23 protein-coding genes and 1 pseudogene are annotated in these 24,738 nt (G+C 63.7%); 12 read left to right on the plus strand and 12 right to left on the minus strand.

Annotated elements, in window-relative coordinates; genetic code table 11:
• Window positions 1-19: 19 nt before the first annotated feature.
• Both E1N52_RS33735 and E1N52_RS33740 read left to right on the plus strand, forming a co-directional pair.
• The gene (locus tag E1N52_RS33735; RefSeq protein WP_246089324.1) at window positions 20-415 is read left to right on the plus strand and encodes a putative quinol monooxygenase; all 396 of its coding nucleotides are present in this window, start codon (window positions 20-22) and stop codon (window positions 413-415) included.
• Window positions 416-587: 172 nt separating this feature from the next.
• Window positions 588-1,625, plus strand: a complete 1,038-nt coding sequence (locus E1N52_RS33740; RefSeq protein ID WP_133188039.1) for a glycoside hydrolase family 113 protein — start codon at window positions 588-590, stop codon at window positions 1,623-1,625.
• Between the two features lie 464 nt (window positions 1,626-2,089).
• On the opposite strand, the gene E1N52_RS44275 is transcribed toward E1N52_RS33740, so the two are convergent.
• Window positions 2,090-2,383 (minus strand): hypothetical protein, encoded by a 294-nt coding sequence (locus E1N52_RS44275; protein WP_165979502.1) that lies wholly within the window; start codon window positions 2,381-2,383, stop codon window positions 2,090-2,092.
• A gap of 258 nt (window positions 2,384-2,641) precedes the next feature.
• Between E1N52_RS44275 and E1N52_RS45005 the strand changes: the two are divergent.
• The 3 genes and pseudogenes from E1N52_RS45005 to E1N52_RS33765 all read left to right on the plus strand — a co-directional run bounded on the left by E1N52_RS45005 (window position 2,642) and on the right by E1N52_RS33765 (window position 4,358).
• Window positions 2,642-3,092, plus strand: a pseudogene (locus E1N52_RS45005) (cupin domain-containing protein).
• Between the two features lie 57 nt (window positions 3,093-3,149).
• The gene (locus E1N52_RS33760) at window positions 3,150-3,527 is read left to right on the plus strand and encodes a DUF3564 family protein (RefSeq protein ID WP_133188041.1); all 378 of its coding nucleotides are present in this window, start codon (window positions 3,150-3,152) and stop codon (window positions 3,525-3,527) included.
• A 483-nt stretch (window positions 3,528-4,010) separates the two neighbouring features.
• Entirely contained in the window at window positions 4,011-4,358 is a 348-nt protein-coding gene (locus E1N52_RS33765; RefSeq protein ID WP_246089325.1) for a hypothetical protein, read from the plus strand.
• A 30-nt stretch (window positions 4,359-4,388) separates the two neighbouring features.
• Here the strand turns inward: E1N52_RS33765 and E1N52_RS33770 are convergent, their stop codons facing one another.
• From E1N52_RS33770 to E1N52_RS33790, 5 genes are all read right to left on the minus strand, one after another.
• Complete coding sequence (locus E1N52_RS33770; protein ID WP_133188043.1) at window positions 4,389-5,336, minus strand: TauD/TfdA dioxygenase family protein; 948 nt, start codon at window positions 5,334-5,336, stop codon at window positions 4,389-4,391.
• A gap of 88 nt (window positions 5,337-5,424) precedes the next feature.
• Window positions 5,425-6,483, minus strand: coding sequence for a substrate-binding domain-containing protein (locus E1N52_RS33775; protein WP_133188045.1), 1,059 nt, complete (start codon window positions 6,481-6,483; stop codon window positions 5,425-5,427).
• A gap of 24 nt (window positions 6,484-6,507) precedes the next feature.
• A complete protein-coding gene (locus E1N52_RS33780; RefSeq protein WP_133188047.1) occupies window positions 6,508-7,746 on the minus strand; it encodes an SfnB family sulfur acquisition oxidoreductase in 1,239 nt (412 codons plus the stop codon).
• Window positions 7,747-7,812: 66 nt separating this feature from the next.
• Entirely contained in the window at window positions 7,813-8,871 is a 1,059-nt protein-coding gene (locus tag E1N52_RS33785; RefSeq protein WP_133188049.1) for an ABC transporter permease, read from the minus strand.
• The gene (locus E1N52_RS33790) at window positions 8,868-10,355 is read right to left on the minus strand and encodes a sugar ABC transporter ATP-binding protein (protein WP_133188051.1); all 1,488 of its coding nucleotides are present in this window, start codon (window positions 10,353-10,355) and stop codon (window positions 8,868-8,870) included. Before E1N52_RS33790 ends, E1N52_RS33785 begins: the two co-directional genes overlap by 4 nt.
• 323 nt (window positions 10,356-10,678) lie before the next feature.
• Here E1N52_RS33790 and E1N52_RS33795 point away from each other — a divergent pair, with 323 nt between their 5' ends.
• From E1N52_RS33795 to E1N52_RS33820, 6 genes are all read left to right on the plus strand, one after another.
• Window positions 10,679-11,923: an acyl-CoA dehydrogenase family protein gene (locus tag E1N52_RS33795; RefSeq protein WP_133188053.1), complete on the plus strand. Its 1,245-nt coding sequence runs from the start codon at window positions 10,679-10,681 to the stop codon at window positions 11,921-11,923.
• Window positions 11,924-11,928: 5 nt separating this feature from the next.
• A complete protein-coding gene (locus E1N52_RS33800; RefSeq protein WP_133188055.1) occupies window positions 11,929-13,347 on the plus strand; it encodes an LLM class flavin-dependent oxidoreductase in 1,419 nt (472 codons plus the stop codon).
• Between the two features lie 126 nt (window positions 13,348-13,473).
• Window positions 13,474-14,076, plus strand: a complete 603-nt coding sequence (locus E1N52_RS33805) for a nitroreductase family protein (RefSeq protein WP_133188057.1) — start codon at window positions 13,474-13,476, stop codon at window positions 14,074-14,076.
• A gap of 197 nt (window positions 14,077-14,273) precedes the next feature.
• Window positions 14,274-15,053, plus strand: a complete 780-nt coding sequence (locus tag E1N52_RS33810; protein ID WP_133188059.1) for an amino acid ABC transporter substrate-binding protein — start codon at window positions 14,274-14,276, stop codon at window positions 15,051-15,053.
• Between the two features lie 13 nt (window positions 15,054-15,066).
• Window positions 15,067-15,744: an amino acid ABC transporter permease gene (locus E1N52_RS33815; protein ID WP_133188061.1), complete on the plus strand. Its 678-nt coding sequence runs from the start codon at window positions 15,067-15,069 to the stop codon at window positions 15,742-15,744.
• Entirely contained in the window at window positions 15,744-16,502 is a 759-nt protein-coding gene (locus tag E1N52_RS33820; RefSeq protein ID WP_133188063.1) for an amino acid ABC transporter ATP-binding protein, read from the plus strand. Before E1N52_RS33815 ends, E1N52_RS33820 begins: the two co-directional genes overlap by 1 nt.
• Window positions 16,503-16,546: 44 nt before the next feature.
• Here the strand turns inward: E1N52_RS33820 and E1N52_RS33825 are convergent, their stop codons facing one another.
• Complete coding sequence (locus tag E1N52_RS33825; RefSeq protein ID WP_133188065.1) at window positions 16,547-16,891, minus strand: DUF3088 domain-containing protein; 345 nt, start codon at window positions 16,889-16,891, stop codon at window positions 16,547-16,549.
• Window positions 16,892-16,995: 104 nt separating this feature from the next.
• Window positions 16,996-18,339: an LLM class flavin-dependent oxidoreductase gene (locus E1N52_RS33830; RefSeq protein ID WP_133188067.1), complete on the minus strand. Its 1,344-nt coding sequence runs from the start codon at window positions 18,337-18,339 to the stop codon at window positions 16,996-16,998.
• 173 nt (window positions 18,340-18,512) lie between these two features.
• Here E1N52_RS33830 and E1N52_RS33835 point away from each other — a divergent pair, with 173 nt between their 5' ends.
• Entirely contained in the window at window positions 18,513-19,562 is a 1,050-nt protein-coding gene (locus E1N52_RS33835) for a sulfonate ABC transporter substrate-binding protein (protein WP_425468181.1), read from the plus strand.
• Between the two features lie 87 nt (window positions 19,563-19,649).
• Here E1N52_RS33835 and groL read toward each other — a convergent pair whose 3' ends face one another.
• The 4 genes from groL to E1N52_RS33855 form a co-directional block, all read right to left on the minus strand.
• Window positions 19,650-21,284, minus strand: a complete 1,635-nt coding sequence (gene groL / locus E1N52_RS33840) for a chaperonin GroEL (RefSeq protein WP_133188069.1) — start codon at window positions 21,282-21,284, stop codon at window positions 19,650-19,652.
• 26 nt (window positions 21,285-21,310) lie between these two features.
• On the minus strand, window positions 21,311-21,601 hold the full coding sequence (locus tag E1N52_RS33845; protein ID WP_069266822.1) for a co-chaperone GroES: 291 nt from the start codon (window positions 21,599-21,601) through the stop codon (window positions 21,311-21,313).
• Window positions 21,602-21,835: 234 nt separating this feature from the next.
• Window positions 21,836-23,830 carry a family 2A encapsulin nanocompartment cargo protein cysteine desulfurase gene (locus E1N52_RS33850; protein WP_133188071.1) on the minus strand — a complete coding sequence of 665 codons (1,995 nt, stop codon included), beginning with the start codon at window positions 23,828-23,830 and terminating at the stop codon, window positions 21,836-21,838.
• Window positions 23,805-24,737 (minus strand): family 2A encapsulin nanocompartment shell protein, encoded by a 933-nt coding sequence (locus tag E1N52_RS33855; RefSeq protein WP_133188073.1) that lies wholly within the window; start codon window positions 24,735-24,737, stop codon window positions 23,805-23,807. Before E1N52_RS33855 ends, E1N52_RS33850 begins: the two co-directional genes overlap by 26 nt.
• Window position 24,738 lies beyond the last annotated feature (1 nt).

Genomic DNA, 24,738 nt, shown 5'->3' on the forward strand with positions numbered 1-24,738 from the left:
GTTGGCCCCGGAGACGACTGTGTCCGCGCTGCCCTGCGGAAGCAAATATGGTGACACTGCCAGCCGTCGAAGCTTCCAGTGGTCGCCAGAGCTGACTGGAGACGCCACCATGGTCTCGCTCTATGTGCGATTCAATCTCGTACCCGGTAGAAAAGATCAATTCCTCCCTCGCATCAACGCGCTCATCGACGCAATGTCTGCGGAGCCGGATTTTGTCAGCGCGGTACTCAGTGAGGACGCTGAGAGCCCCGACGTTCTAGTGCTCTTTGAAGTCTGGAACGGCACGGCCGATCAGTGGCTGGAAGTCCAGCCGACTCGAACCTACCGTGCCGGCTATACGAACGCGACAAACGATCTGTTCGACACAAAGGAAGTCCACTTTCTTACCCCGATTTGCATCAAACAGCGCAAGTAAGAGTCCCCAGATTTCGAGTCCCGATCTTCAGGCGCCGTCAATCAACATCGCGCCCCCCGACCGACGTAACAAGCAAAGCCGCGGCGCACTATGGCGTTATCGCTTCGCCAAAGCTCGTTGGCTGCTAAGATCAATCGACGGATCCGCTTTAGCAACTGGAGAAACAAAAAGGATGAAGTATCGCGGTGTCGTTTATGACGTAGGGCTGAGGTTTGTTTCGGATCAGCCCTATTCGGTCGAGCCGTTCAGCCACGCTCTGGCCGAACATGATATGAATACAATCGCCACCGGTCTCCACGCTAATGCTGTGCGCATCGAGGGCGAAGAGATTCAACGCCTGGTCACTACAGCGCGCATCGCCAATGCTGCTGGCCTAACCGTCTTCTTCAATCCATGGAAGATGAACGTGCCGACTCGCGAGCTTCCCGATTATTTCGCGGAAGCGGCGCGCGCAGCTGAGGAGCTCCGCAGGGACGGTGTTGACATTGTCTTTGTTTGCGGCTGTGAAATCACCCTGTTCAACGACGGGATACTGCCTGGTGCAACATTGATGGAACGCGTTGCCTGGCTTGGTTCCCAGGCTGCCGACGCAACCGGGCCCAAAGTCCCGGCTGTCTTTCAGGAGAAGTCCACGATGCTCCATGACGCCCTCACGGCCATCACAGCCGCCGTCAGGGCAGAATTCAGCGGGCCGGTGACCTACTCTTCCGGCACGTGGGAGAACGTCGACTGGAGCCTGTTCGACGTTGTTGGTGTCGACTACTACCGAAATGGGGAGACGGCGAGCGAGTACGTCGCCGGTCTCGATCGCTTCCGAATCGGCAAACCCCTTGTCGTTATGGAGGTCGGCTCGTGCGCCTATGAGGGGGCCGCTGCCCGCGGCGCTGGCGGCTTTATGCTATTGGAGGGGCAAAACCCTGACGGCACGGGAAAGTTCGTCAACAATATTGTTCCCACGCGAAGCGAACGAGAACAAGCCGAATATGTGCAAGAACAACTGGAACTCCTGTCGGGCGCAGAAGTGGATGGCGTCTTCATCTACGTCTTTTCGTTCCCGAGCTATCGCTTCGGCGAAGGGGCACGAGACCTGGACATGATGAGCTTCTCCCTGGTCAAGACCTTTCCCGACGGCGACCCGAGATCAAACCAAATGCCGCCTTGGGCGCCAAAAGCCGCATTTCACCGCGTTGCTGACTTTTTCCAGCGCTAGGGAAGGCCTGCGAAAGTTCTGGCGTTGAAGTTCAATTCGCCTATCCTGGCGGAAGGCGAGTTAAAGGATATCGTCGACGACACAGTTCGTTCGTGGTCTGGTCCTTTAAGTTCAATGTCAACCAGAAGAGCCAAACAGCAAGCCACTGATTCCTTAAGAAATTTATTAAGGGCCCCATGGCAAGGCCAGACAGTGCCGAGGCGCGTCTAACCGGAAACCTGCACGAAAATCAAAGGCACACCTGCAGCAGTATGCTGGCCGGCTGCATCGCGAGCATTCGGGTAAAACTGGCGTACGGGTGATTGACTATGTCGACGGAGGTCACCCGGCACTAAACCGTATGTGGGAGAAACGTCAGCGGGGATACCGCGCGATGGGCTACCAGGTACGCGAGGCCGGAGACGGACAGCAACTTGAGCTTGCCTGAATCCAGCGAGCCAGGCTGCAATCCGAACCGCCTCCGGTTATGCGCCTTCCAGCGTTCGCGTCAGCATGCCTGCCCTTCCCCATGTCAATCGCCCATCGCGCACGGCATTCAGTGCACCGAACCCAGTGGACACAATATGGATACCAAAATAATCTATCACCCTGCCTATTCTGAATAACGAGCGCGTCAGTACCCAATGCGGCCAAACTTGCCCTTCGGAAGCGAACGTCGAGACGCCGGCGGCGATCATCCAGGCGATTGGGACAATGTCGAACGCTACTTCGCGCTGACTGACAGCGACATCGCCGCGCTTAACGAGCGTTTCCGGCACGATCGGCGCGCTGGCGCTGCCATCCAGTTGGTGTTTCTGCCGGCCATGGCTTTCATCTCTCGCAGGAACGGTGTACGTCAGCCGGAAGCCAGGCGTCGAGGCGAGCCGGCCGATGGATAGCTTGACGTTGATCCAGGTCTGTCACAAAGCGGGAAAGAGGGCAACCACCACCGGGTGCCAAGTCAAACTCAGGATGCTGGAACACGTCGTGCTTGCTAAACCTGGTGCCCCTCTTCCATCGCACTCGGGAGACCTGTCATGCAAACCGGACTCACCACTGGTTTTTCGCACGTCAAGCCGCAGGACACGGCATTCACGCGCGGTGGGCTGCGCGATTTCCTTGTCTATCGTGATCTGGAAATCGTCAGGGTCACAAGGTGGTCGCGCAACTTTTTAGGGCAAATCTTGCGCCAAAGTTGGGCGCGGGCTGCCACCGGCATGAAGCAGATTTTCATATCGTCAGCACGCCCCAAGACGGGGCGAGCTTCGTGTACGCCGACAAGGAAACGCTCGTCGAAGCGGGCGATTGCGTGCATCAGGCGCCGTCCGCTTCGAACACGCGCCAGACATGGAGTACATCGAAATCGTGAGCCCTGCCGAATTCAGATCGGTAGACGTGGAAGCGCCGTGCCGGCGCGCAGGTAAGTATAAAGCGGCAGCAAGCGACACCCTGACGCATGCACAAGCTTGCCGCTGCACGTACAGTTGATATGTCCGCCGACTACTGTGGCGGGTCACGAAGCCATGAACACGACCGGAGAGATTCATGCGCATCACGCTCCATCTCTGCACCTTCGACCGCCTTGACCCGAATGCCTATGCGATCCTTTGGCTCGACAACGACACCCACAAGTGGTCGCGCGAAGGTCATGCCGGTCTCCAATTCCCCGACTGGGGAAAGCTGCGGATCGATGCTCGCGGCACGCTGGTGTGCGACCAGCATAGTGCGCGCCCCCTGTTCATCCTCGACGGTCTCGCTGTGGAAGCCCAAACTGGCCCGTTCGAGGGGGAATCAGGCGAGGCACTCTGGTGCTGCAGTGAACGCGACAGCGGATCGGGCGTTGCAGGGCACTGGCATGTGCAGTGCGTCGACAAGGACACCGTGCTTGCCGAGCACAGCGTGTTTGCTGAGGCCGAGGTCTGACCTCGGACGCGCCTTCGCCTGGTTGCATGCGAGTCTTCGGTGAAGCCCTGAAAGCCCGTGTGAGCGGGCTCGAACTATTCCAGTTCCGGCGTGACGCGTCTGGTTAGCGCTTTGGACAAAGGATGCCAACGTGCAAATCGACCAACTCCTGCCGATGACACCAACTGCCTTTCGAGCATCGTGCTCAATAACGGCCTCACCCCGGCGCAAGCTGCTCTCCGCGACACGGGTTGCGCATCGAGCCCACTTCGCCGCCCTCCTCGCCCAGCCGGACCGCCGAGCCTGAATTTGAAGGCCCAGCGTTGAACGGCGCAGATGCCAACAACATCTCTCCACGCAATAGCCGTCTTGACAATCAAACCTCACAATCCGCGTGTGGTTAAAACGTCAAAGCCAGGCGGTCGTATTTTGAAATGTATTTTTTGATGGCCATCATAGGGCAACGAGCCTTGAATCGGGTTTGAAGCCAAATGGAGGCATATCATGGGCAGCGCGCTGGTTTGGGCAGCAATCCCTCACAACAGTGATGGGGTCGTGTTTCAGGTTCGCGTGATTCGCGGACTTCAACGCTTTCATATCTCACGCCGGGCGCTTGAGGAAGCTTTCGACTTGGCACCTCATACATCGGATGCAGGTCAGCTCGAACTCTTTTATCAGCACATGACTCACATCCTGATGCGCGCCATGCGGAAACGTCCGATTGCGGGCGCAGACACCGCTGCGCTTCAGACTGCCGATTTCAGCAGCGTGCCGACCGGGCGAACCCATAGCGGTATTTATGGGTTGAAGTGGAGGCGTCCATCGTCAAAAGACATCCGAAGGCACGTTTGAAACAGACTTCGCCTGAATTCACATGCTGGATCAGTTCAACGCCATAGCCGCCGCCGCTCCCACTGGCGAGCCCTGCAACGCAACGGACGGCCTCCCATCAACCCCAACAGGAACGTCGCCGACGAGCGTGGTGCGGTAAAGCTGTCGGTCAACGTCGAGATCAAATATATCCGTTGGCGCAAGATGCGCTGTCGATCGATTGTCCCAGAATGCCACGCTGCCGGGCTCCCATTTGAACCGCACCGTGAAATCGGAGCGCGTGACATGCTCCCAAAGCAGTTCGAGCAGGACCTGGCTCTCGCGCGGCGCAAGCCCGACGACCTCCTTCAGGAAGCCGGGGCTCACGTAAAGCGCGCGCTCCCCCGTCTCCGGGTGCACGCGCACCAGTGGATGCTCGCTCACAAGCGTCTGGTCCTTGACGGCCTTGTCGAACGCGTCTGTGCCTCGCGCACCCTGCGGCGCAGCGAAGCGATGCACGCCGCGCAGTCCGTCGACGAAAGCGCGCAGCGGCGCGGAGAGCTTCTCATAGGCAACAACGAGATTGGTCCACTGCGTGTCGCCACCGAATGGCGGGATCGTCACGCCGCGCAGGATCGACGCAAAAGGTGGGTTGACCGCTGCTGTTACATCGGTATGCCAGCCTGTCCATGGTCGCAGAAGTGGCTCTCCCTCGAAGCGCGTCGCCTTGCGAAACTTGGAAATCGAATAGATCTGCGGGTGTCCTTCGACGTGACCGAATACGGGATGCCCGACGGTCAACTCGCCGAACTGTGCTGAAAAGGCCACGTGCTGTTCATGACTGAGGAACTGCTCGCGGAAAAAGATAACGCGCCATTCGAGCAACGCGCCGCGGATAGCCTTGATCTGCGCTTGTGTCAGGGGCCGGGAAAGATCGACACCGCTGATTTCGGCGCCAATATGGGCTGAAAGCGGCCGGACAACGATCTGGGCTTCTTCTGGGACGACGGCTGTGTTCATGATGATTTCCGGTTGAAAGCGTAATACGCGCTCCGATGAGTCAGATCGAAAGAAGCGCAATGACTATCGTCGAGCGCCCCAATCAAGGTCACTGTTCGACGGGAATCCAGGCCGCCGTCGCGGCATCGCTGGCCCGGAACGCCGGGAATTTCGCCCCCAGTTCCGCGATGGTGTGGATATCGTTCTTCACCAGATCGTCGCGCGTGACGAGCGTGGGCTTCACGAGGATGTGATGCTCGAGCGATTGCCCGGCCACGTCGAGCGCCGCGGCGCGCACCGACACGGCGCCCACTACGGCGGGGTTGGTCGCCGCGGTGGCGACCCACGCGCTGTTCGGCGCGCGAATCGCCTCGATGTCTGCGGTCGAGATGTCCGCGCTGTAGATCCGCAGCTTGCTCGCCACATTCGATTCATTCGCCGCGAGATTGGCGCCGCGCGCAAATTCGTCATAGGGGGCAATGACCACGCGGATATCCGGATGGGCGCGGTAGGCGGCTGCGGCCTGATTGGCAACCGACTGCGCGATCGGATTGTCCACGGTGCCCCAGTGCGCCTTTTCCCGGACGCCGGGGTGATCGCGCTTGAACGCCTGCCAGACGGCGTCGCGCCGGTCGAGCGGCGCAAAGCCCGCTACGTACACATAGCCCGCCGAAAACGCGTTGCCATTGTCCTTGACGGCCTGCGTCAGCAGCAGCGAAGCCAGGTCGTGATCGCTCTGCTCGATTTGCGGGACCTTCGGATTGGCCAGATTGACGTCAAACGCGACGACCTTGATGCCCTTGTCGAGCGCCTGCTGCACGACATCCTTGAGCGACTCGGGCAAGCCGTGATTGACGATGATCGCCGACACGCCCAGATTGATGGCCTGCTGGATCTGGTCGCGCTGCTCTGCCGCGTCCTGGCGCCCTTCGTAAATGCGCAGGTCGATGCCGAGCGCCTTCGCCTGCTTCTGCGCGCCCGCCTCGTAGGCCTGGAAGAAGTCGCCCTCCGAAAGATAATTGACCAGCGCGATCTTGACGCCGCCTTTGTCGAACGGCGCGGGGGCGCCAGCCAGTGCAGCGGCCTGCGCCGTCAGCGTGCCGAACAGGCCCGCCGTGCAGAGCGCCAGTGCGCCGTTGCGAATGAGCCGTTGAATCGATGTCTTCATAACGTTCCCGTTTGTGCGATGGGGTTAGTTCCAGGCGTGACGTGCTGGCTTGACGCCGTTGAGGTAGTAATTGCCAACGAGGTGATACTTCCAGCGCACCGGATCGTGCAGCGTGTGCGTTCGTGCGTTGCGCCAGTGGCGGTCGAGGTTGTGCACGTTCAGCGTCGACTGTGTCCCGGCCAGCTCGAACAGCTTCTCGCCGGCCAGCAACGCAACTTGTGTCGTGAGCACCTTCGCCTCCCCCACGGCGACCGAGGCGCGCGCCACGTCGTCCTCCGTCGTCTCACCCTTTGCGGCGAGTTCATCGAGCACACGCGCCGCACGCTCGAGCAAGGCCTCGGCGGCATGCAACTGGATATGCAGATTGCCGACCTCGCGGATCGTCAGGGGGTCGTCGCTTGCACGGTCGACGCCGCTATCGACCCACGGCCGTGAGCGTGAGCGCACGAACGCGAGCGTGTCTTCGATCGCCGCGCGGGCAATGCCTGCGTCGATGGCTGCCTGGATGATCTGCGAGAGCGGACCGTTGAGCGTGGGCTGCTCGGACACGCGATGCGCGGGCAACACGAGCCTTGCCGGCACGCGCACGTTGTCGAGCGTCACGGTGCCGCTAGCGGTGGTGCGCTGGCCGAAACCGGACCAGTCGTCCACCACGCTGAGCCCTTGCGTGCCGCGCGGAATATAGGCGAGCCAGCCCCTGCGGTCCTCGTCGAGCCCGAGTACGGGAACGTAGTGCGCGAACAGGGCGCCCGTCGAATAGAACTTGGTGCCGTCCACGACGTAGTGATCGCCGTCGCGGCGCACGCGCGTCTTCAGGTCGAGCACGTGTTTCGTACCCTTTTCCGAGAAGCCGTTGCCAAAGCGCTTGCCGGCGAGGACTTCGCCGAACAGCTCGCGCTTTTGCTCGTCGCTGCCGGTCAGCGTGATCACGTCGACGAGGCCGAAGTGATTCTGCGGCAGTTGCCCGAGCGACGGGTCCGCGGCCGAAATGATCTTGACGACCTCCGTGAGCGTGACGTTCGACACGCCGGCGCCGCCATACGCTTTGGGCACCGTGATACCCCATAGCCCCGAGCGCGAGAACCACTCGATCTCCTCGTGCGGCAGGCGCCGCTCGCTGTCGCGCTGCGCCGCGCCAACGGCCAGCCGCGCGGCCAGCTCCGTTGCGACCGCAATCGCTTCGTTTTCCGTAGCAATCACATGCGTGGCTTCCGTTAAGGGAGCGGCGCCCAGTGTCTCGCTGCCTGCCAGTGTCTCTGCCATGATTTGCTCCGCTCGACCAGATTGTGTAGTTTTGCCAACAGCAACATTGCCGGACGTCTGCCGGCGTCAGTTGCGCCCTTCCGCCCGGCGCCCGATGCTGAACGTGAACGCCAGCGCCACGACCAGTAATGCGCCCTTGATGAAGTCCTGCAGGTAATACGGCGCGTTGAGCATCGTGAGACCGTTGAGCAGCACGCCGACGAACACCGCGCCGATCACCGTGCCCGGCACATTGGGCCGCTTCGCGCCCCACACGGCGTAGCCAACCAGCGCGGCCGCCACCGCATCGAGCAGCAACGAATGCCCCGCGCTCACGTCGCCTCGCCCCACGCGCGCGGCGATGAGCAACCCGCCGAGCGAGGCGATCGTCGCGGAAGCGACATAGGCCGCCAGCCGGTAGCGGGCCGTTGGCGCACCGGCCAGCCGGGCCGCCGTCTCGTTGCCGCCGATCGCATAGACCACCCGGCCCCAGCGCGTGGAGCCCATAACGAATGAGACGAGCACGGTCAGCACGAGCAGCACGATGACAGGCACCGGCACCACGTCGAAGAGGCGTGCGCGCCCTAGCGCGAGGAACGCGTCGGGGAACGTGCCGCTCGCTTCGGTGCCGTCGGGCAGGATCGTGCCGCTCGCAAGCGAGCGGCCGCCGGTGGGAATCAGTTGCAGGCCCGCAAGCAGGAAGAGCGTGCCGAGCGTCGCGAGCTGGTCCGGTACATGCAGGCGCGTGATCAGCAACCCGTTGAAGAGCCCCGCCGCCACGCCCAGCGCGAGACACGCGAGCACGGCTTCCCAGCCGTTGCCGTGCCAGACCACGAGCACATAGCTCGCGGCCATCTGCGCCGAGGCGGCGACGCTGCCCACGGAAAGATCGAAGCCGCCAGCGGCGAGAGTGATCGTCACGCCGATGCCGAGCAGCGCGACGATGGAGACGGCCTGCAAGATGCTGAACAGGTTCGCGACATTCAGAAACGCAGGCTCGCGAACCGTGAAGATGACGCCGAGCGCGACGAGCACGAGCAGCAGCCCGCCGCGTTCGAGCGCAACGAAAAGGCTGTGCCGGCGCTGCCGGGTCGTGTCGCGCGTGGAAGCCTCGTGCGGTGCTGCCGTGGGTGTGATGGATCTCATGAGTGGGCTGACAAGAGGGGTTCCGCTACGGCTGCGCGTTCGACTGTGCCGCGGTCGAACATGACGATGCGGTCGGCGACTTCATGCGCCTCTTCGAGGTCGCTGACGAAAACGAGCGTCGCGCGCGAAGCGGCGCGCTCGCGCAACGCGGCGGCGATATCGGCCCGTGCGCCCGCATCGACGCCCTGGAACGGCTCGTCGAGCAGCAGCAGCCGGGACGGCTCGGCGTGCCAGCGCGCCAGCAGCACCTTCTGCTGGTTGCCGCCCGAAAGCCGCGCGACGCGGTCGTCGGGACCCGAGCAGCGAATGCCGAATGTCTCGATGGCGTCTTGCGCCTGCGCCGCTTCGCGATCGCGCGGCAGGCCCACGCCGCGCTGCCAGCGGGACAGAAACGGAAAGCTGATCGTGCCAGCGATCGATGCGAACGCAACGGTGTCGGGAAAGAGTGACGTGCGCCACCGGTCTTCGCCGGCGAGGAATACGCCCGCGCGGATCGCGTCGGTTGGGGAGCGCGGGGCCCAGGCGCTGCCGTAAAGGCGCATCTCGCCCGCAGCCGCGTGCAACGCGCCGAATATCACCTGGGCAAGCCTCGACTTCCCCGCACCGACCGGGCCGACAACCGCGAGGATCTCGCCTTGCTGCACGTCGAGATCGAACGCATCGCCATGCGCCGTGAGTCGCAGGCCGCGCAGCCGCAATGCAGGGTCCGCGCCCGCCTGGGCCGTGCGCGGCACTGCTCGCGCCTGCGGCAGGGCGCGGCCGATCATCGCTTCCAGCGCCGCGTCAAAATCGATGGGCGCATTCTGTTCATCCACTATGCAGCCGTCACGGAGCACCGCCACGCGCGAAGCCAGTCTTCGCAGGTCGCCAAGCCGATGCGAGACCAGCAGCACCGCCACGCCCTCCGCGCGCAAGTCATCCACTAGCGCATGGAGCCGTGCGGCCTCGCTCGTGGAAAGGCTGGCCGTGGGCTCGTCGAGAATCAGCAGCCGCGGGCGCGAAGCCAGCGCACGCGCGATCACCACGCGCTGCTGGCCGGCGAGAGAAAGCGAACCGAGCGGTGCCGTGAGATCGGCTTCGAGCCCCACGCGCGCGGCCAGCGCGGCTGCACGGGTGTAGCGGGAGGCGCGCGGCGTCCACCAGCGCGCGCCGCCGCCGCAAAGTTCGTCGAGCAGAAGATTGTCGGCAATGGACAGCGCGGGCACCACCGCGTCGGCAATGCTCTGATGCACGGTCGCCACGCCCAGACGCTTCGCCGCCTGGGGCGAACCCGGCGCATAGGCGTCTTCGCCGAGCGTGAGCGTGCCTTCGTCCTGCGCATTCACGCCGCTCAGGATCTTGACGAAGGTCGATTTCCCGGCGCCGTTCGCGCCCATCAGCGCAACGACCTCGCCGGCGCGGATGGAAAAGTTCAGCCGCGACAACGCGAGCGTCGCGCCAAAACGCTTCGTGATCGAGTGGGCAGTGAGGATCGGAGCGGACATCGATGGGTTAGCCGGTTGGAGATCGCTAGCGGACACTGCTGCCCATCGTAGCGAGGCGGGGGAGAGAGCCCAACGAAGCGATGCTCATATTCATGCGTCTTCATTTGATAAGGCACCCTACAGAAAGCGGTCTGACAGCAACAGGGCGTATCCGCTGCCGCAACAGCCGATTCGACGACATTGCGAAGAACGCGCCGGAGCAAATCGGGCAATCCTATATCGATTCATCAATCAGTTATTGGAGCCGCTGCGCGCGGGTTTCTATACTCTTCTTCTTCGCTGCGCGGTGCGCATTCTCTCCACCCCCAACCGAGAAAGAACGCATGAATGTCCCTCGATCCCATGACGCGCTCTCGCAAGGCGCCGACTACGAAACCCTTGCCGCCCGCTTCCGCCCGATCTTCACGGAGATCGCCCGCGAAGCCGCCGAACGCGAGCGCTCGCGCACGCTGCCGCATGACGCGATTGCCGCGCTCAAGCAAGCGGGCTTCGGCGCCGTGCGCATTCCGGTGCGCGACGGTGGCGCCGGCGCTTCGATCGCGCAGTTGGCGCAACTGCTCATCGAGCTTGCCGCCGCGGATTCGAACCTGCCGCAGGCGCTGCGCGGCCACTTCGCCTTCGTCGAGGACTGGCTGAACGTGCCTGCCGGCGCGGACCAGCGCGCATGGTTCGATCGCTTCGTGAGCGGCCAGCTTGTCGGCAATGCGTGGACCGAGGCTGGCGACGTCGCGCTCGGCAAGATCGACACGAAGGTCGCCCGCCGCAATGGCGGCTTCGTGCTCAACGGTTCGAAGTACTACAGCACCGGCAGCCTCTACGCGGACTGGATCGACGTGTTCGCGCAGCGCGAAGAAGACGGCAGCGACGTGATCGTGGCCGTGGCGACCGACCAGACCGGCGTGCTTCGCGAGGACGACTGGGACGGCTTCGGCCAGACGACCACGGGCAGCGGCACCACGCTGTTCCGCGACGCCGCGGTCGAGGGCCGCAACATCATCGACTTCAGCCGCCGCTTCAAATATCAGACCGCGTTCTATCAGCTCTTTCACGTCGCCACGCTCGCAGGAATTGCCGAGGCAGCGAGGCGCGACGCCGCCGCCCTCGTGCGCAACCGCAAGCGTATCTACAGCCACGGCAATGCGCCGCGCGTGAGTGACGACGCACAGATCCAGCAGGTGATCGGCGAGATCGCCTCATGGGCCTATGGTGCAAGGGCTGTCGCGCTGCAGACTGGAGAAGCCGCACAGCGCGCTTACGAGGCGCGCTTCGAAGGTGACGACGAGGCCGAGCGCGCGGCAAACGTGGAAGCCGAAATCGCTTCTGCACAGGCCCAAATCGTCGCCTCCGAATTCGCACTGCGCGCGGCGACGCATCTGTTCGATGCGCTCGGCGCGTCTGCCATCCGCGCCGGCCACGCGCTCGACCGCCATTGGCGCAATGCACGCGCGGTGTCGTCACACAATCCGCTCGTCTACAAGGCGAAGATCGTGGGCGACTGGACCATCAACGGCACCGAGCCGCCCTTTCTCTGGCAAATCGGCAACGGACCGGAACGCGGGAGCAAGTGAACATCATGAGCAAAACCATCCACCTGAATGCCTTTGAGATGAACTGCGTGGGCCACCAGTCGCCAGGCCTCTGGACCCACCCGCGCGATCGCTCGTGGCAGTACAAGGATCTCGTTTACTGGACCGACCTCGCGAAGATACTCGAGCGCGGTGTGTTCGACGCGATCTTCATCGCAGATGTAATCGGCTACTACGACGTCTACAAAGGAAGTAACTATCACGCGCTTCATCAAGCGGCGCAGATTCCGGTCAACGACCCCCTGCAACTCGCCGCGCCCATCGCGATGGTGACGTCGCATCTAGGCATTGGCATCACGGCGTCCACGAGCTTCGAGCACCCCTACACGTTCGCGCGGCGTCTTTCCACAGCCGACCATCATACGCAGGGGCGCCTCGCGTGGAACATCGTGACGTCGTATCTCGAGAGCGGCGCGAAGAACATCGGGCAAGGCGGCCTGCGCGACCACAACAACCGCTACGAGGTCGCGACGGAGTACGTCGAAGTGCTCTACAAACTGTTCGAAGGAAGCTGGGAAGACGGCGCCGTGGTGCGCGACCGGGACCGGCGCGTGTTCACGCACCCCGAGAAAGTGCACGAAATCGGCCACAACGGAAAATACTTCGAGGTGCCGGGTTATCACCTTTGCGAGCCTTCTCCGCAGCGCACGCCTGTGTTGTTTCAGGCGGGCGCATCGGGTCCCGGCAAAACGTTCGCGGCGCAGCATGCCGAATGCGTGTTCGTCGCGGCGCTCACGAAAAACCTGCTGCGCGACTACGTGGCGGACGTGCGCCGCCAGGCGGCGCTCGCCGGGCGTGATGCGACCAAGCTGCTGATCTACAACCTCGTCACCGTGATCGTCGACGAGACCGATGCCAAGGCACAGGCGCGCTTCGAGGAGTATCAGCGCCACGTCTCCTACGACGGCTCGCTCGTCTTCATGTCCGGCTGGACCGGCATCGACTTCGGGCAGTACCTGCCCACCGACACGGTCAAGCGCGTGCAAACGAATGCGATCCACTCGGCTGTCGAACATCTCTCTGGCGGTGACACGACCTGGACCATCGAAGCGCTGGCGAAGTGGGGCGGCGTCGGCGGAATGGGGCCGGTATTCGTCGGCTCCCCCACGACGATTGCCGACATCCTCCAGGAGTGGGTCGAAGAGACCGGCGTGGACGGATTCAATCTGGCATACGCGCTCGCGCATGAGACCTTCGAGCATGTCGTGGAATATCTCGTGCCCGAGTTGCAGCGGCGCGGCGTGTACCCGCGCGACTACGCGCCGGGCACCTTGCGCGAAAAGCTCTTCGGCGGCGGCGCGCGCTTGCCCGACGAGCATCCGGCGGCGCGCTATCGCGACATCGAGCGTGTGAAGCGCGAATCAGCCGTGCAGACGGGCGAACCGGTTCCAGCCCCGGCTGCGTGAATAAACATAAGCAACCCAAAACAAATGCGTTAGCCGCAAAGAGGCGCACTTCTATACTCGTCGCATCGAGGGGCCGCGTACCCGCACGGCCTCCTCTTTACTCGCGCTCATCTCCAGGACACTAACATGACGACCTCGAATCAACGCACCGCCGACCACGCGATCGACCGACAGTTTCTCGACCGCTGGTCGCCGCGGGCTTTCACGAACGACACGCTGCCCGAAGCCACGCTGCTCACGTTTCTCGAAGCGGCGCGATGGGCGCCCTCTTCGTACAATTCCCAGCCCTGGCGTTTCGTCTATGCCCTCAGAGGTACGGCGCACTGGTCGCGCTTCCTCGGTTTCCTCAACGATTTCAACCGCGGTTGGGCCCAGCATGCCGCCGCCATCGTGATCGTCCTCTCGAAAAAATCCTTCGTGCCACCGGGCGCAAAGGATCCCGTTGCTTCGCTCACGCATTCATTCGACAGCGGTGCCGCGTGGGCGCAACTTGGGCTTCAGGCCAGCCTTTCCGGCTGGAAGCCGCACGGACTGGCAGGGATCGAGCGCGAGCGGATTCGCTCTGAACTTGCCATACCGGACGACTATGCCATCGAAGCGGCCCTCGCGATCGGCCGCCCGGGCGACCCAGCGCAGTTGAGCGAGGCGCTGCGCGCCCGCGAGCTGCCCTACGGACGTCTGCCGTTGGCCGCGATTTCCGCGGAAGGCGCGTTCGCGTTCGCCGAATGACCCCCGATCGGCGCGCTATGGCGCGCTGATCTCGGCTTTCCCACGCGGCGCGTCCGTCGCTGCGACATATCCGTCGTTATATTCCACCAGAGCATATGCATAGCGAATGTGTCTGGTTTGCAGGCAGATACGCCGACAGTAGAATCCGTCGACTCACTGATGCGGCCAACGAAACTCTCATTACGAATATTTCAATCATGAAAGCCATCCGCTCCGCTCTTTTTGCCGCCCTGCTGTCGGTCGTCGCATCGGCGCCGGCGCTGGCTGCCGACGAACTTGCGCAGGTCAAGTCGTCCGGTGTGTTCCGTGTCGGCACCGAAGGCACTTACGCGCCGTTCACCTACCATGACGAAACCGGCAAGCTGACCGGCTTCGACGTCGATATCGCCACGGCCATCGCACAGCGGCTTGGTGTGAAGCCGCAGTTCGTCGAAGGCAAATGGGATGGCCTGATCGCGGGCCTCGACGTCAACCGCTACGACGCCGTGATCAACGAGGTTTCGATCACCGACGCACGCAAGGCCAAGTACGATTTTTCAAAGCCGTATATCTCGACGCACGCCGTGCTGATCGTGCGCTCGGACAACACGACCATCCATTCCTTCGACGACCTGAAGGGCAAGAAGTCGGCCAATACGCTGACCAGCAACTTCGGCAAGCTCGCCGCGTCGCATGGTGCTGACGTCGTGCCGGTTCAAGGCTTCAACGAATCGATCGATCTGCTGACGTCGGGCCGCGTGGACGCCACCGTCAACGACGCGCTTTCATTCCTCGACTTCCAGAAGCACAAGCCGGACGCGAAGCTCAAGATTGCCGCCATCGACGCGTCTTCCGCGGACGACCAGTCGGGCGTTCTGCTGCGCAAGGGCAACCCGGACCTGGTCGCGGCCGTCGACAAGGCGCTCGCCGATATCAAGGCTGACGGCACCTACGCGAAGATCTCGCAGAAGTATTTCGGCAAAGACGTTTCGCAATAAGGCGGACTGAGCGATGCCGGTATGGCTGCATTTGATGGCGCAATCGTTGTGGCCACTGCTCTACGCGGGACTGGTCTTTACCGTCCCGCTCACGCTGGCTTCGTTTGCCATCGGCATGGCGCTCGCGTTCTGCGCGGCGCTCGTCCGCCTCTTCGGGAAACGCTGGGCCGTGGCGGCCGTGCGTTTCTATATCTGGCTCTTTCGCGGCTCGCCACTGCTCGTGCAGCTGTTCGTCATCTTCTACGGGCTGCCCAACGTGGGCATCGTGCTCGATCCGTTGACGGCGGCCATCATCGGCTTTTCACTCAATGTGGGCGCTTATAACGCGGAAGTCATTCGTGGCGTGATCGAATCGATTCCGCGTGGTCAGTGGGAAGCCGCCTATTCGATGAACATGACGCGCGCTCAGGCGCTGCGCCGCGCCATCCTGCCGCAAGCGATTCGCGTAGCGTTGCCCGCGCTCTCGAACTCGTTCATCTCGCTCGTGAAGGACACGTCCCTCGCGGCCGTGCTGACCGTGCCGGAGATCTTCCAGGCTGCACAACGCATCGCGGCCGTGACCTACGAACCCCTCATTCTCTATACCGAGGCCGCACTGATCTATCTCTTGTTCAGCTCCGTGCTCTCGCAGGCTCAAGGGCGTCTCGAAGCGCGCTATGGCCGCCATGCCTTGTTCTCAGCGGGGCGCTGATGATCCACATCGATAAGCTCCACAAGTCGTTCGGCGACCACGAAGTGCTCGCGGCCATCGACCTCGAGCTCAAGGCCAGCAGCGTCACGGCGCTGATCGGGCCGTCCGGCAGCGGCAAGAGCACGCTGCTACGCTGCATCAATCTGCTCGAAGTGCCAGACTCCGGCACGTTGAGCGTCGGCGATGCCCGCCTCGAATTCAGCCGCGGCCGGCTGCTCACCCACGCGGAAATCGCCTCGGTGCGTCGGCATACCGGCATGGTGTTCCAGAACTTCCAGTTGTTCCCGCACCTGAGCGTGATCGAGAACGTGATGGAAGGTCTCGTCACGGTCCTCAAATGGGAGAAGGAGCGAGCCCGCGAGCGCGCCGCAGCGCTGCTCGCGAAAGTGGGGATTGCCCAGAAGGCAGACGCATGGCCCTCCACGCTTTCGGGTGGCCAGCAGCAACGCGTGGCGATAGCGCGCGCACTCGCGCCCTCGCCCCAGGTGCTGCTCTGCGACGAGCCGACTTCGGCGCTCGACCCCGAGCTTTCCGCCGAAGTGGTCGACGTGCTGAGGCAGCTTGCGCTGGAAGGCACGACCATGCTGATGGCGACGCATGATTTACGGCTCGCGGCTTCTGTCGCGCACGACGCCGTTTTCCTCAAGGATGGCGCGATTGTCGAGGCCGGTCCGTCGCATGAACTCTTCGCACACCCGCGCGATGCGCGCACGGCGCGCTTCGTCTCCACGCTCACGCAGGCGCTGCCCTCGTTCTAAGCATAGTCAGGCGGCGGCGCCCGTCGCCGCCTGTTCGTACTGCCTCAATGCACCTTGGGAAAACCGTGCCGCTCGGCGAGCAGCGCGAGAATGCGCTTCGCGTCGGTCACGAAGTGACGGCCGTTCAGCGTTTGCACGTCCTCAGGAACGGGATGCTCGTCGCCCAGCACGAGCACGGGCAACCCCTGATGCGCCTCGTCGAGCACGTCGATCACGGCTGCCCGCGGGCGCGCGAACGGCAGGCGTTTGACATCGAGCCGCGCGACGCGCTCGGGCTCGGACACGAGCAATCCTTCTATCGGCGCGCCGTCCGGACAGATGAAACGCTCGCCAGGACGCGCGGGATCGGTGAAGCCAGGTTCCAGCAACAGCAGCAGGTCTCGAGTCATGGTGGACCGACGCTCCGTGATTGAATTGAGGGCACACGGGGATTGTCGTGCGCGGCGGCCACTGCCGCCACGAATGAATCGATCCAACAATATTCGCGCCGCTGCTAACCGGCATTTTGGCTGAGCGCAAAAAACCGGTTCTCCGGCCTCGGCAAGCCAAGATGCTCGCGTAGCGTACTGCCCTCGTACTCGCGACGGAAAATGCCGCGCCGCTGCAGCTCGGGCACCACCTTCCCCACGAAGTCGTCGAGGCCCGCGGGCAGATACGGGAACATCACGTTGAAGCCATCACTGCCCGCCTCCACCAGCCACTGCTCCATCTCGTCCGCGATCGAATGGGGCGTGCCCACCATTTGCAGGCCGGAGTATCCGCCCACGCGCTGCGCGAGCTGGCGAATCGTCAAGCCCTCGTCGCGCGCCCAGTCCACCACGCGCTGTCGCGCGGTACGGCTCGCATTGCTCTCCGCAATCTCGGGCAGCGGGCCGTCGGGGTCGAATCCGGAGACGTCGTGACCAAGCGCGATCGATAACGAGGCGATCCCGCTGTCGTAGTGCACGAAGGTGTCGAGACGCTCGCGCTTCTCGTGCGCCTCTTCCAGCGAGTCGCCCACCGCGACGAACGCGCCGGGCAGGATCTTCAGATGATCGGGATCGCGGCCCAGCGTTTCCATGCGCGCCTTCACGTCGGCATAGAAACGCTTGCCGGCTTCGAGATTCGGCTGCGCGGTGAAAACCGCCTCGGCCGTTTCAGCCGCGAGTTGCCGCCCGGCCTCCGACGATCCGGCCTGCACCACCACCGGCCAGCCCTGCGGCGGCCGCGCGATATTGAGCGGCCCGCGCACGCAATAGTAGTCACCCTTGTGCGCGAGCACATGGAGCTTCTCCGGATCGAAATACTCGCCGCTCTCCACATCGCGCAAGAATGCATCGTCGGCCCAACTGTCCCAGAGGCCCGTCACGACGTCGAAGAATTCGCGTGCGCGGCGATAGCGTTCGTCGTGCTCCACGTGTTCCTCGAGGCCGAAATTGAGCGCTGCGTCCGGATTAGAAGTCGTCACGAGGTTCCACCCGGCGCGGCCGCCGCTCAGATGATCCAGCGAGGCGAAGCGGCGCGCGACATGGTAAGGCGTGTCGAACGTCGTCGAAGCCGTTGCGACGAGCCCGATCTTCTCCGTCACAGCGGCAAGCGCCGAGAGCAAGGTGAACGGTTCGAACGAGGTGGCGGTGTGGCTGCGCTTGAGCGCGTTGACCGGCATGTTCAAGACGGCCAGGTGATCGGCCATGAAGAACGCGTCGAAACGCGCACGCTCGAGCGTCTGCGCAAAGCGCTTCAGATGAGCGAAGTTGAAATTCGCGTCGGGGTATGCACCGGGGTAACGCCACGCCCCCGTGTGCAGGCTGACGGGGCGCATGAATGCGCCGAGATGCAACTGTCGATTTCGGTTCATCGCTTCGGCCACCGGAAAACGAAAGTCACAACATACTCCGGATCGGCAAAATCCGCTGAGGGCGCCAGCGCAGATAAGCATCTGACAATATCTTGGTTGTGCCGATGTTGAAACAGATTAAGGTGGGAGGCGGATCGCCGCGCAAGCGCGGCAGTTTCAACGTGGACATTTAAATGGGCAACGGCACGATGTCGAACGACAACTACGAGAATCACGATGACCACACGGCAAAAGGCGCGCGCCGCAAGCTATTGAAGCTCGCAGCGGGGGCCGCGACGGCCGCCGCGCTGCGTGGCGCAACGGGGCTCGCGAGCGCCGCCGCGTTGGCGCTTCAAAGCGGCGCGGCACGCGCGGACGACGGCAAGGTCCTGCGCGTCGGTTTCCAGAAGTACGGCAACTTCGTGGTGCTAAAGGCCCAGCGCACGCTGGAGAAGCGGCTCGCGCCGCTGGGCTTCACCGTGCAATGGCTCGAGTTTCCCGGCGGCCCGCAGTTGCTGGAAGGGCTTGCCGCCGGCGCGGTGGATGTCGGCACCGTAGGTGAAACGCCGCCCATCTTTGCGCAGGCCGGCGGCGTGGATTTCGTCTACATTGCAAGCGAGCCGCCCGCGCCGAAGGGTGAGGCCATTGTCGTGCACGAAAATTCGCCGATTCGCATGCCCGCCGACCTGCGCGGCAAGCGCGTTGCGTTCAACAAAGGCTCAAACGTGCACTATCTGCTCGTCAAGGCGCTGCAGAAAGCCAACCTCAAGTACGAAGACATCCAGCCCGTCTATCTCGCTCCCGCCGATGCGCGCGCCGCGTTCACAAGCGGCAGCGTAGACGCGTGGGTGATCTGGGACCCCTATCTCGCGGCGATCGAACGCCAGGCGAAAGTGCGTTCGATCGCGAACGGTGAAAACCTCGTTCGCAATACACAGTACTACATAGCAAGCCGTAACTTCGCGAACGCGCATGCGTCTGTCCTGCATGCGGTCGTGGAGGAAATCGGCGCCGTGGACGCCTGGGCACGCGACAACGTTCCGGCCGTTGCGGCTCAACTGTCACCGCTTGTCGGCCTCGACGCGTCGACGCTCGAACTCGCCCTCAGGCGCGCGAGCTACGGCGTGCAGCCCGTCGACGCGGCCACGCTCGCCTACCAGCAGCAAATTGCCGATACGTTCTCCGAACTCAAGCTGATCCCGAAGAAGCTCGTCGTCGCCGATGCGCGCTGGCAATCCGCCTGAGCGCGCTGACGCCCGGTTGTCGAAACATGCCAGCCGCGCCTGGCATCACGCCAGGGCGACCTTCCCCCGTTGCCCGGCAAAACCGGCCTAGAAGCCGAGATCGGCGCCGCCAGGGCCACCCACCGGCGCTTGCGCCGCCTGGGCTTTGGGAGCCTCATGCACCGTGGCATCGGTCGTGAGCAAGAGTCCCGCCACCGAAGCCGCGTTTTGCAGCGCCGTGCGCGTGACCTTGGTCGGATCGAGCACGCCCTTTTCTACCAGATCGCCGTATTCGCCCGTGGCCGCGTCGTAACCGAAGTTGCCCGTGCCTTCCGCGACCTTCGCCGCCACCACGCTCGCTTCTTCGCCCGCATTGCTCACGATCTGACGCAGCGGTTCTTCCAATGCACGCAGCACGATCTTCACGCCCGCCGTCTGGTCGGCGTTCTTGCCCTTCAGGTCGAGGATCGCCTGACGCACGCGGATCAGCGCCACGCCGCCACCCGGCACGATGCCCTCTTCCACGGCCGCACGCGTGGCATGCAACGCATCGTCCACGCGGTCCTTCTTTTCCTTCACTTCGATCTCGGTGGCGCCGCCCACCTTGATGACAGCCACGCCGCCCGCCAGCTTCGCCACACGTTCCTGCAGCTTCTCGCGGTCGTAGTCGGAGGTCGCTTCCTCGATCTGCACGCGAATCTGCTTCACACGCGCCTCGATGGCGCCGGCTTCGCCCGCGCCGTCGATCACCGTGGTGTTTTCCTTGCCCACCTCGATGCGCTTGGCCTGGCCCAGCTCCTGGAGCGTGGCCTTCTCCAGCGTGAGGCCCGTTTCCTCGGCGACCACCTGGCCGCCCGTGAGGATCGCGATGTCTTCGAGCAGCGCCTTGCGGCGGTCGCCGAAACCCGGCGCCTTCACGGCCACCGTCTTCAGCACGCCGCGAATGTTGTTGACGACGAGCGTGGCGAGCGCCTCGCCCTCGATATCCTCGGCGATCAGCAGCAGCGGGCGCCCGGCCTTCGCCACCTGTTCGAGCAGCGGCAGCAGGTCGCGAATGTTCGAGATCTTCTTGTCGTGCAGGAGGATGAACGGATTGTCGAGTTCGGCGACCTGCTTGTCCGGGTTGTTGATGAAGTACGGCGAGAGATAGCCGCGATCGAACTGCAAGCCCTCCACGACGTCGAGTTCGTCGGCGAGCGACTTGCCGTCTTCGACCGTGATCACGCCTTCCTTGCCCACGCGATCGATCGCCTCGGCAATGCGCTGGCCAATCGACTCCTCGCCGTTGGCTGAAATCGTCGCGACCTGCGCAATCTCCTTGCTCGTCGTGGTGGGCTTGCTGATCTTCCTGAGTTCTTCAACGGCGGCCACCACCGCCTTGTCGATGCCGCGCTTCAGGTCGAGCGGGTTGAGCCCCGCCGCCACGTACTTCTGCCCTTCGCGCACGATCGCCTGCGCAAGCACGGTGGCGGTCGTGGTGCCGTCGCCCGCTGCGTCGCTCGTTTTCGAGGCGACTTCCTTGACGACCTGCGCGCCGATGTTCTGGAGCTTGTCGGCCAGTTCGATTTCCTTGGCGACCGAAACGCCGTCCTTGGTCACGACGGGCGCGCCGAGGCTGCGTTCGAGCACGACGTTGCGGCCCTTCGGGCCGAGCGTGACCTTGACGGCGTCGGCGAGCAGGTTCACGCCTTCGATGAGTTTGGTGCGGGCGATGTCGCCGAATACGATGTCTTTGGCTGCCATGATGACGTGCTCTCTCAGGTTCTCGCTTATTGATTGACGACTGCGACGATGTCTTCTTCGCGCAGCACGAGGAGTTCGTTGCCGTCGACCTTCACGGTCTGGCCCGCGTATTTGCCGAACAGCACGCGGTCTCCCGCGTTCAGGTCCGGCGCAATGCGGCGGCCGTCGTTGTCGCGGCGGCCCGGTCCCACGGCCAGCACTTCGCCCTGGTCGGGCTTTTCGGCGGCGCTATCGGGAATGACGATGCCCGACGCGGTGCGGGTTTCCTGGTCGAGTCGTTTGACGATCACGCGATCGTGCAGTGGGCGCAGGCTCATGGGTGGCTTCCTTGCGGTTATCTCTCGGTTACTCGCGGTGAAAATGGCACTCGCCTCGTGCGAGTGCTGATGGAAAACCGAGTATAGAAAGCCGGCGCGCGCCGCTCCAATAACGGATTGGCAGATCGATATCTCACGAACGGGCTTATCGATATCGCGCGGAAGTGGAAAACGGAAAGGAGAGAGGAAAAGAGGAAGCGGAGCGGCGTCAGGCAACGCCGCTCCGGGGTCGTGTTACTGCCGCGGCGCCAGACCGCGAACGACCGACACGAGCGCATCGACTTCTTCGCACGTGTTGTAGAACGCGAGCGAGGGCCGCACGGTGGCTTCCAGACCGAAACGGCGCAGAATGGGCTGCGCGCAATGATGCCCCGCGCGAACCGCAATACCTTCGCGGCTCAGCGCCTGTCCCACCTCTTCGGTGCTGTAGCCCTTCAGCACGAACGACAGCACGCTCGCCTTGTCGCGGGCCGTGCCCACGAGGCGCACGCCCGGCACCGGCGCGAGCACGCTCGTTGCGTAGGCAAGCAGATCATGCTCGTAACGCGCAATGGTCTCGATGCCAACGCGGCTCACATAGTCCAGCGCGGCGCCCAGCCCCACCGCATCGGCGATGTTGCCGGTGCCCGCTTCGAAGCGCGACGGCGGCGGCTGGAACACCGTCCGCTCGAACGTCACGTCGTGGATCATGTTGCCGCCGCCCTGCCATGGCGGCATGTTTTCCAGCACCTCGCGCTTGCCATACACCACGCCGATGCCAGTCGGCCCGTAGATCTTGTGGCCCGAGAACACGAAGAAGTCCGCATCGAGCGCCTGCACGTCCACCCGCATGTGCGAAATCGACTGCGCGCCGTCGACCAGCGCCTTCGCGCCCGCGCGATGCGCAAGCTCCACGATCTCGTCCACCGGCACGACCGTGCCCAGCGCGTTCGACACCTGCGTGACCGAGACGATCTTCGTGCGGTCGTTGAGCAGTTTGCGGTACTCGTCCAGCAGCACCTGGCCCGAATCGTCGACCGGAATGACGCGCAGCCTGGCGCCCTTGAGCGCCGCGAGCTGCTGCCACGGCACGATGTTCGCGTGGTGCTCGAGATGCGAGACGATGATCTCGTCGCCCTCGCCCACGTTCTGCACGCCCCAGGTCTTCGCGATCAGGTTGATCGCCTCGGTCGTCCCGCGCACGAACACGATCTCTTCGGGCGAGGATGCATTGATGAAGCGCTGCACCGTCTTGCGCGCATGCTCGTACGCGTCGGTCGCTCTCGCCGCGAGCGTGTGCGCCGCGCGGTGAATGTTCGAGTTCTCGTGGGCGTAGAAGTATGCGAGGCGATCGATCACGGCCTGCGGCTTGTGCGTCGTCGCGGCGTTGTCGAACCACACCAACGGCTTGCCGTTCACGCGCTCCTGGAGGATCGGGAAGTCGCGGCGCACCGCATTGACATCGAAAGGCGGATGCGCGCCGCGCAATTGAACGCCCTGGCTCACGCCTGGCGCCGCGGCCCGTTCGCCGAGAAAGTATCGCGCGGGGCCGCCATTTGCATCGTAGTCCAGATCATTGAGCGTCATCAGGCCACGCAGCGCATCGTTGCCCGGCAAGCCGAACGCTTCGGGAGAGGCGAGCCCGTGCACCGGCACCTCGATATCGCGCGCCGTATCGCGCCAGCCGTTGCCCGCCGTTTCCGTGAAGTAGAACAGCGAACGCTCGCTCGTCGTGGCTCGCACGGGCTCGGGCGGCTCGGACACGGCGTACGCTTGCGGCACGCCAAGCAGCGCACCGCCCGCGCGCGGCTCCAGCGCCGGCGCGACCGTCACCGCGTTGTCGGGCAGCCCGTTCGCCGCCGCCGCATGCGGCGCGAGCGCGGGTATTCGATTGCCGAGCGAAAGCACGTGCGTGGGCGCGGAAGGCGCGAGATTCAAGCCCGGCGCCTTGCTTTGCGACGGCGCGAAGCCCGGCACGCCCGTGCCGGTGCCGCCCGGACCCGCGAGCGGCGAGCCCGCCGGCGCCGGATTGCTGACCGAGGCGAGTATCGGCGCGGCCGCAGGCAAGGCGGACGGTACGCCGCCTACCGCACCGCTGCCTGCCGCGACGCCGGGCGCGCCTGCGCCGCCCGGCAACGTGCTGAAGAACTCGTTGGCGAGCCGCGCGAGCGTGGCGGGATCCGGCAGTCCGCCCGGCAACGGCGGGTGCGCGATCTCCGTTGGGTTAGCGGTAGGTGTCAGGGTAGTCATGATACTTGCCGATTTCCACGTCATCGAGCACAGCCAGCGCATCCGGCGAATGAACCGCCAGCGAGCAGTAGAGCGAGATCAGATACGACGCGATCGCCTGGTTGTTGATGCCCATGAAGCGCACCGACAGCCCCGGCCCCTGCTCGCCCGCCACGCCCGGTTGATACAGACCCACAACGCCCTGGCGCTTGTCGCCCACGCGCAGCAGCAGGATCTTCGTCTTGCCGTCGGCAACCGGCACCTTGTCCGAAGGAATCAGCGGAATGCCGCGCCACGTAAGGAACTGCGAACCGAACAGGCTGACCGTGGGCGGCGGCACGCCGCGCCGCGTGCATTCGCGGCCGAATGCGGCAATCGCGAGCGGATGGGTGAGGAAGAACGCGGGCTCTTTCCAGACCTTCGTGAGCAGTTCGTCGAGGTCGTCGGGCGTGGGCGCGCCGGTCAGCGGGAAAATGCGCTGGTCTTCCTCGACGTTCGCCAGCAGGCCGTAGTCGGGATTGTTGATGAGCTGGCTTTCCTGCAGTTCCTTGATCGTTTCGATCGTGAGGCGAAGCTGCTCCTTGATCTGGTCGTGCGGGCTGCTGTACAGGTCGGAAATCCGCGTGTGCACGTCGAGCACCGTGCTCACCGCGTTGAGGAAGTATTCGCGCGGCTGCTCTTCGTAAGGCACGAACGTCGTGGGCAGCGTGCCTTCGTCCTCGCGAGCTGTGCAGGCGGCACGCACTGCTTCGGGATCCTTAACGCGGTTCAGACGATAAATACCGGCTTCGACCGGCACCCATTGCAGCAGGTGCGTAAGCCAGCGCGGCGTGATCGTGGAAAGCTGCGGGACGGTTTTGGTGGCATTCGCCAGTTGCCGCGCGGCGTTATCGCCAAGCGCGGTCTGGCCGCTCTGAATCGAGGACATG

This window comes from Paraburkholderia guartelaensis, from assembly GCF_004353905.1.
In the GTDB taxonomy this organism is placed as follows: domain Bacteria; phylum Pseudomonadota; class Gammaproteobacteria; order Burkholderiales; family Burkholderiaceae; genus Paraburkholderia; species Paraburkholderia guartelaensis.

What these genes read in the sequence shown, in the direction of transcription:
- E1N52_RS33740 (WP_133188039.1), top strand. Translation starts at nt 588, where the DNA reads ATGAAGTATCGCGGTGTCGTTTATGACGTAGGGCTGAGGTTTGTTTCG.
- E1N52_RS33760 (WP_133188041.1), top strand. Translation starts at nt 3,150, where the DNA reads ATGCGCATCACGCTCCATCTCTGCACCTTCGACCGCCTTGACCCGAAT.
- E1N52_RS33765 (WP_246089325.1), top strand. Translation starts at nt 4,011, where the DNA reads ATGGGCAGCGCGCTGGTTTGGGCAGCAATCCCTCACAACAGTGATGGG.
- E1N52_RS33770 (WP_133188043.1), bottom strand. Translation starts at nt 5,336, where the DNA reads ATGAACACAGCCGTCGTCCCAGAAGAAGCCCAGATCGTTGTCCGGCCG.
- E1N52_RS33775 (WP_133188045.1), bottom strand. Translation starts at nt 6,483, where the DNA reads ATGAAGACATCGATTCAACGGCTCATTCGCAACGGCGCACTGGCGCTC.
- E1N52_RS33780 (WP_133188047.1), bottom strand. Translation starts at nt 7,746, where the DNA reads ATGGCAGAGACACTGGCAGGCAGCGAGACACTGGGCGCCGCTCCCTTA.
- E1N52_RS33785 (WP_133188049.1), bottom strand. Translation starts at nt 8,871, where the DNA reads ATGAGATCCATCACACCCACGGCAGCACCGCACGAGGCTTCCACGCGC.
- E1N52_RS33790 (WP_133188051.1), bottom strand. Translation starts at nt 10,355, where the DNA reads ATGTCCGCTCCGATCCTCACTGCCCACTCGATCACGAAGCGTTTTGGC.
- E1N52_RS33795 (WP_133188053.1), top strand. Translation starts at nt 10,679, where the DNA reads ATGAATGTCCCTCGATCCCATGACGCGCTCTCGCAAGGCGCCGACTAC.
- E1N52_RS33800 (WP_133188055.1), top strand. Translation starts at nt 11,929, where the DNA reads ATGAGCAAAACCATCCACCTGAATGCCTTTGAGATGAACTGCGTGGGC.
- E1N52_RS33805 (WP_133188057.1), top strand. Translation starts at nt 13,474, where the DNA reads ATGACGACCTCGAATCAACGCACCGCCGACCACGCGATCGACCGACAG.
- E1N52_RS33810 (WP_133188059.1), top strand. Translation starts at nt 14,274, where the DNA reads ATGAAAGCCATCCGCTCCGCTCTTTTTGCCGCCCTGCTGTCGGTCGTC.
- E1N52_RS33815 (WP_133188061.1), top strand. Translation starts at nt 15,067, where the DNA reads ATGCCGGTATGGCTGCATTTGATGGCGCAATCGTTGTGGCCACTGCTC.
- E1N52_RS33820 (WP_133188063.1), top strand. Translation starts at nt 15,744, where the DNA reads ATGATCCACATCGATAAGCTCCACAAGTCGTTCGGCGACCACGAAGTG.
- E1N52_RS33825 (WP_133188065.1), bottom strand. Translation starts at nt 16,891, where the DNA reads ATGACTCGAGACCTGCTGCTGTTGCTGGAACCTGGCTTCACCGATCCC.
- E1N52_RS33830 (WP_133188067.1), bottom strand. Translation starts at nt 18,339, where the DNA reads ATGAACCGAAATCGACAGTTGCATCTCGGCGCATTCATGCGCCCCGTC.
- E1N52_RS33835 (WP_425468181.1), top strand. Translation starts at nt 18,513, where the DNA reads ATGGGCAACGGCACGATGTCGAACGACAACTACGAGAATCACGATGAC.
- groL (WP_133188069.1), bottom strand. Translation starts at nt 21,284, where the DNA reads ATGGCAGCCAAAGACATCGTATTCGGCGACATCGCCCGCACCAAACTC.
- E1N52_RS33845 (WP_069266822.1), bottom strand. Translation starts at nt 21,601, where the DNA reads ATGAGCCTGCGCCCACTGCACGATCGCGTGATCGTCAAACGACTCGAC.
- E1N52_RS33850 (WP_133188071.1), bottom strand. Translation starts at nt 23,830, where the DNA reads ATGACTACCCTGACACCTACCGCTAACCCAACGGAGATCGCGCACCCG.
- E1N52_RS33855 (WP_133188073.1), bottom strand. Translation starts at nt 24,737, where the DNA reads ATGTCCTCGATTCAGAGCGGCCAGACCGCGCTTGGCGATAACGCCGCG.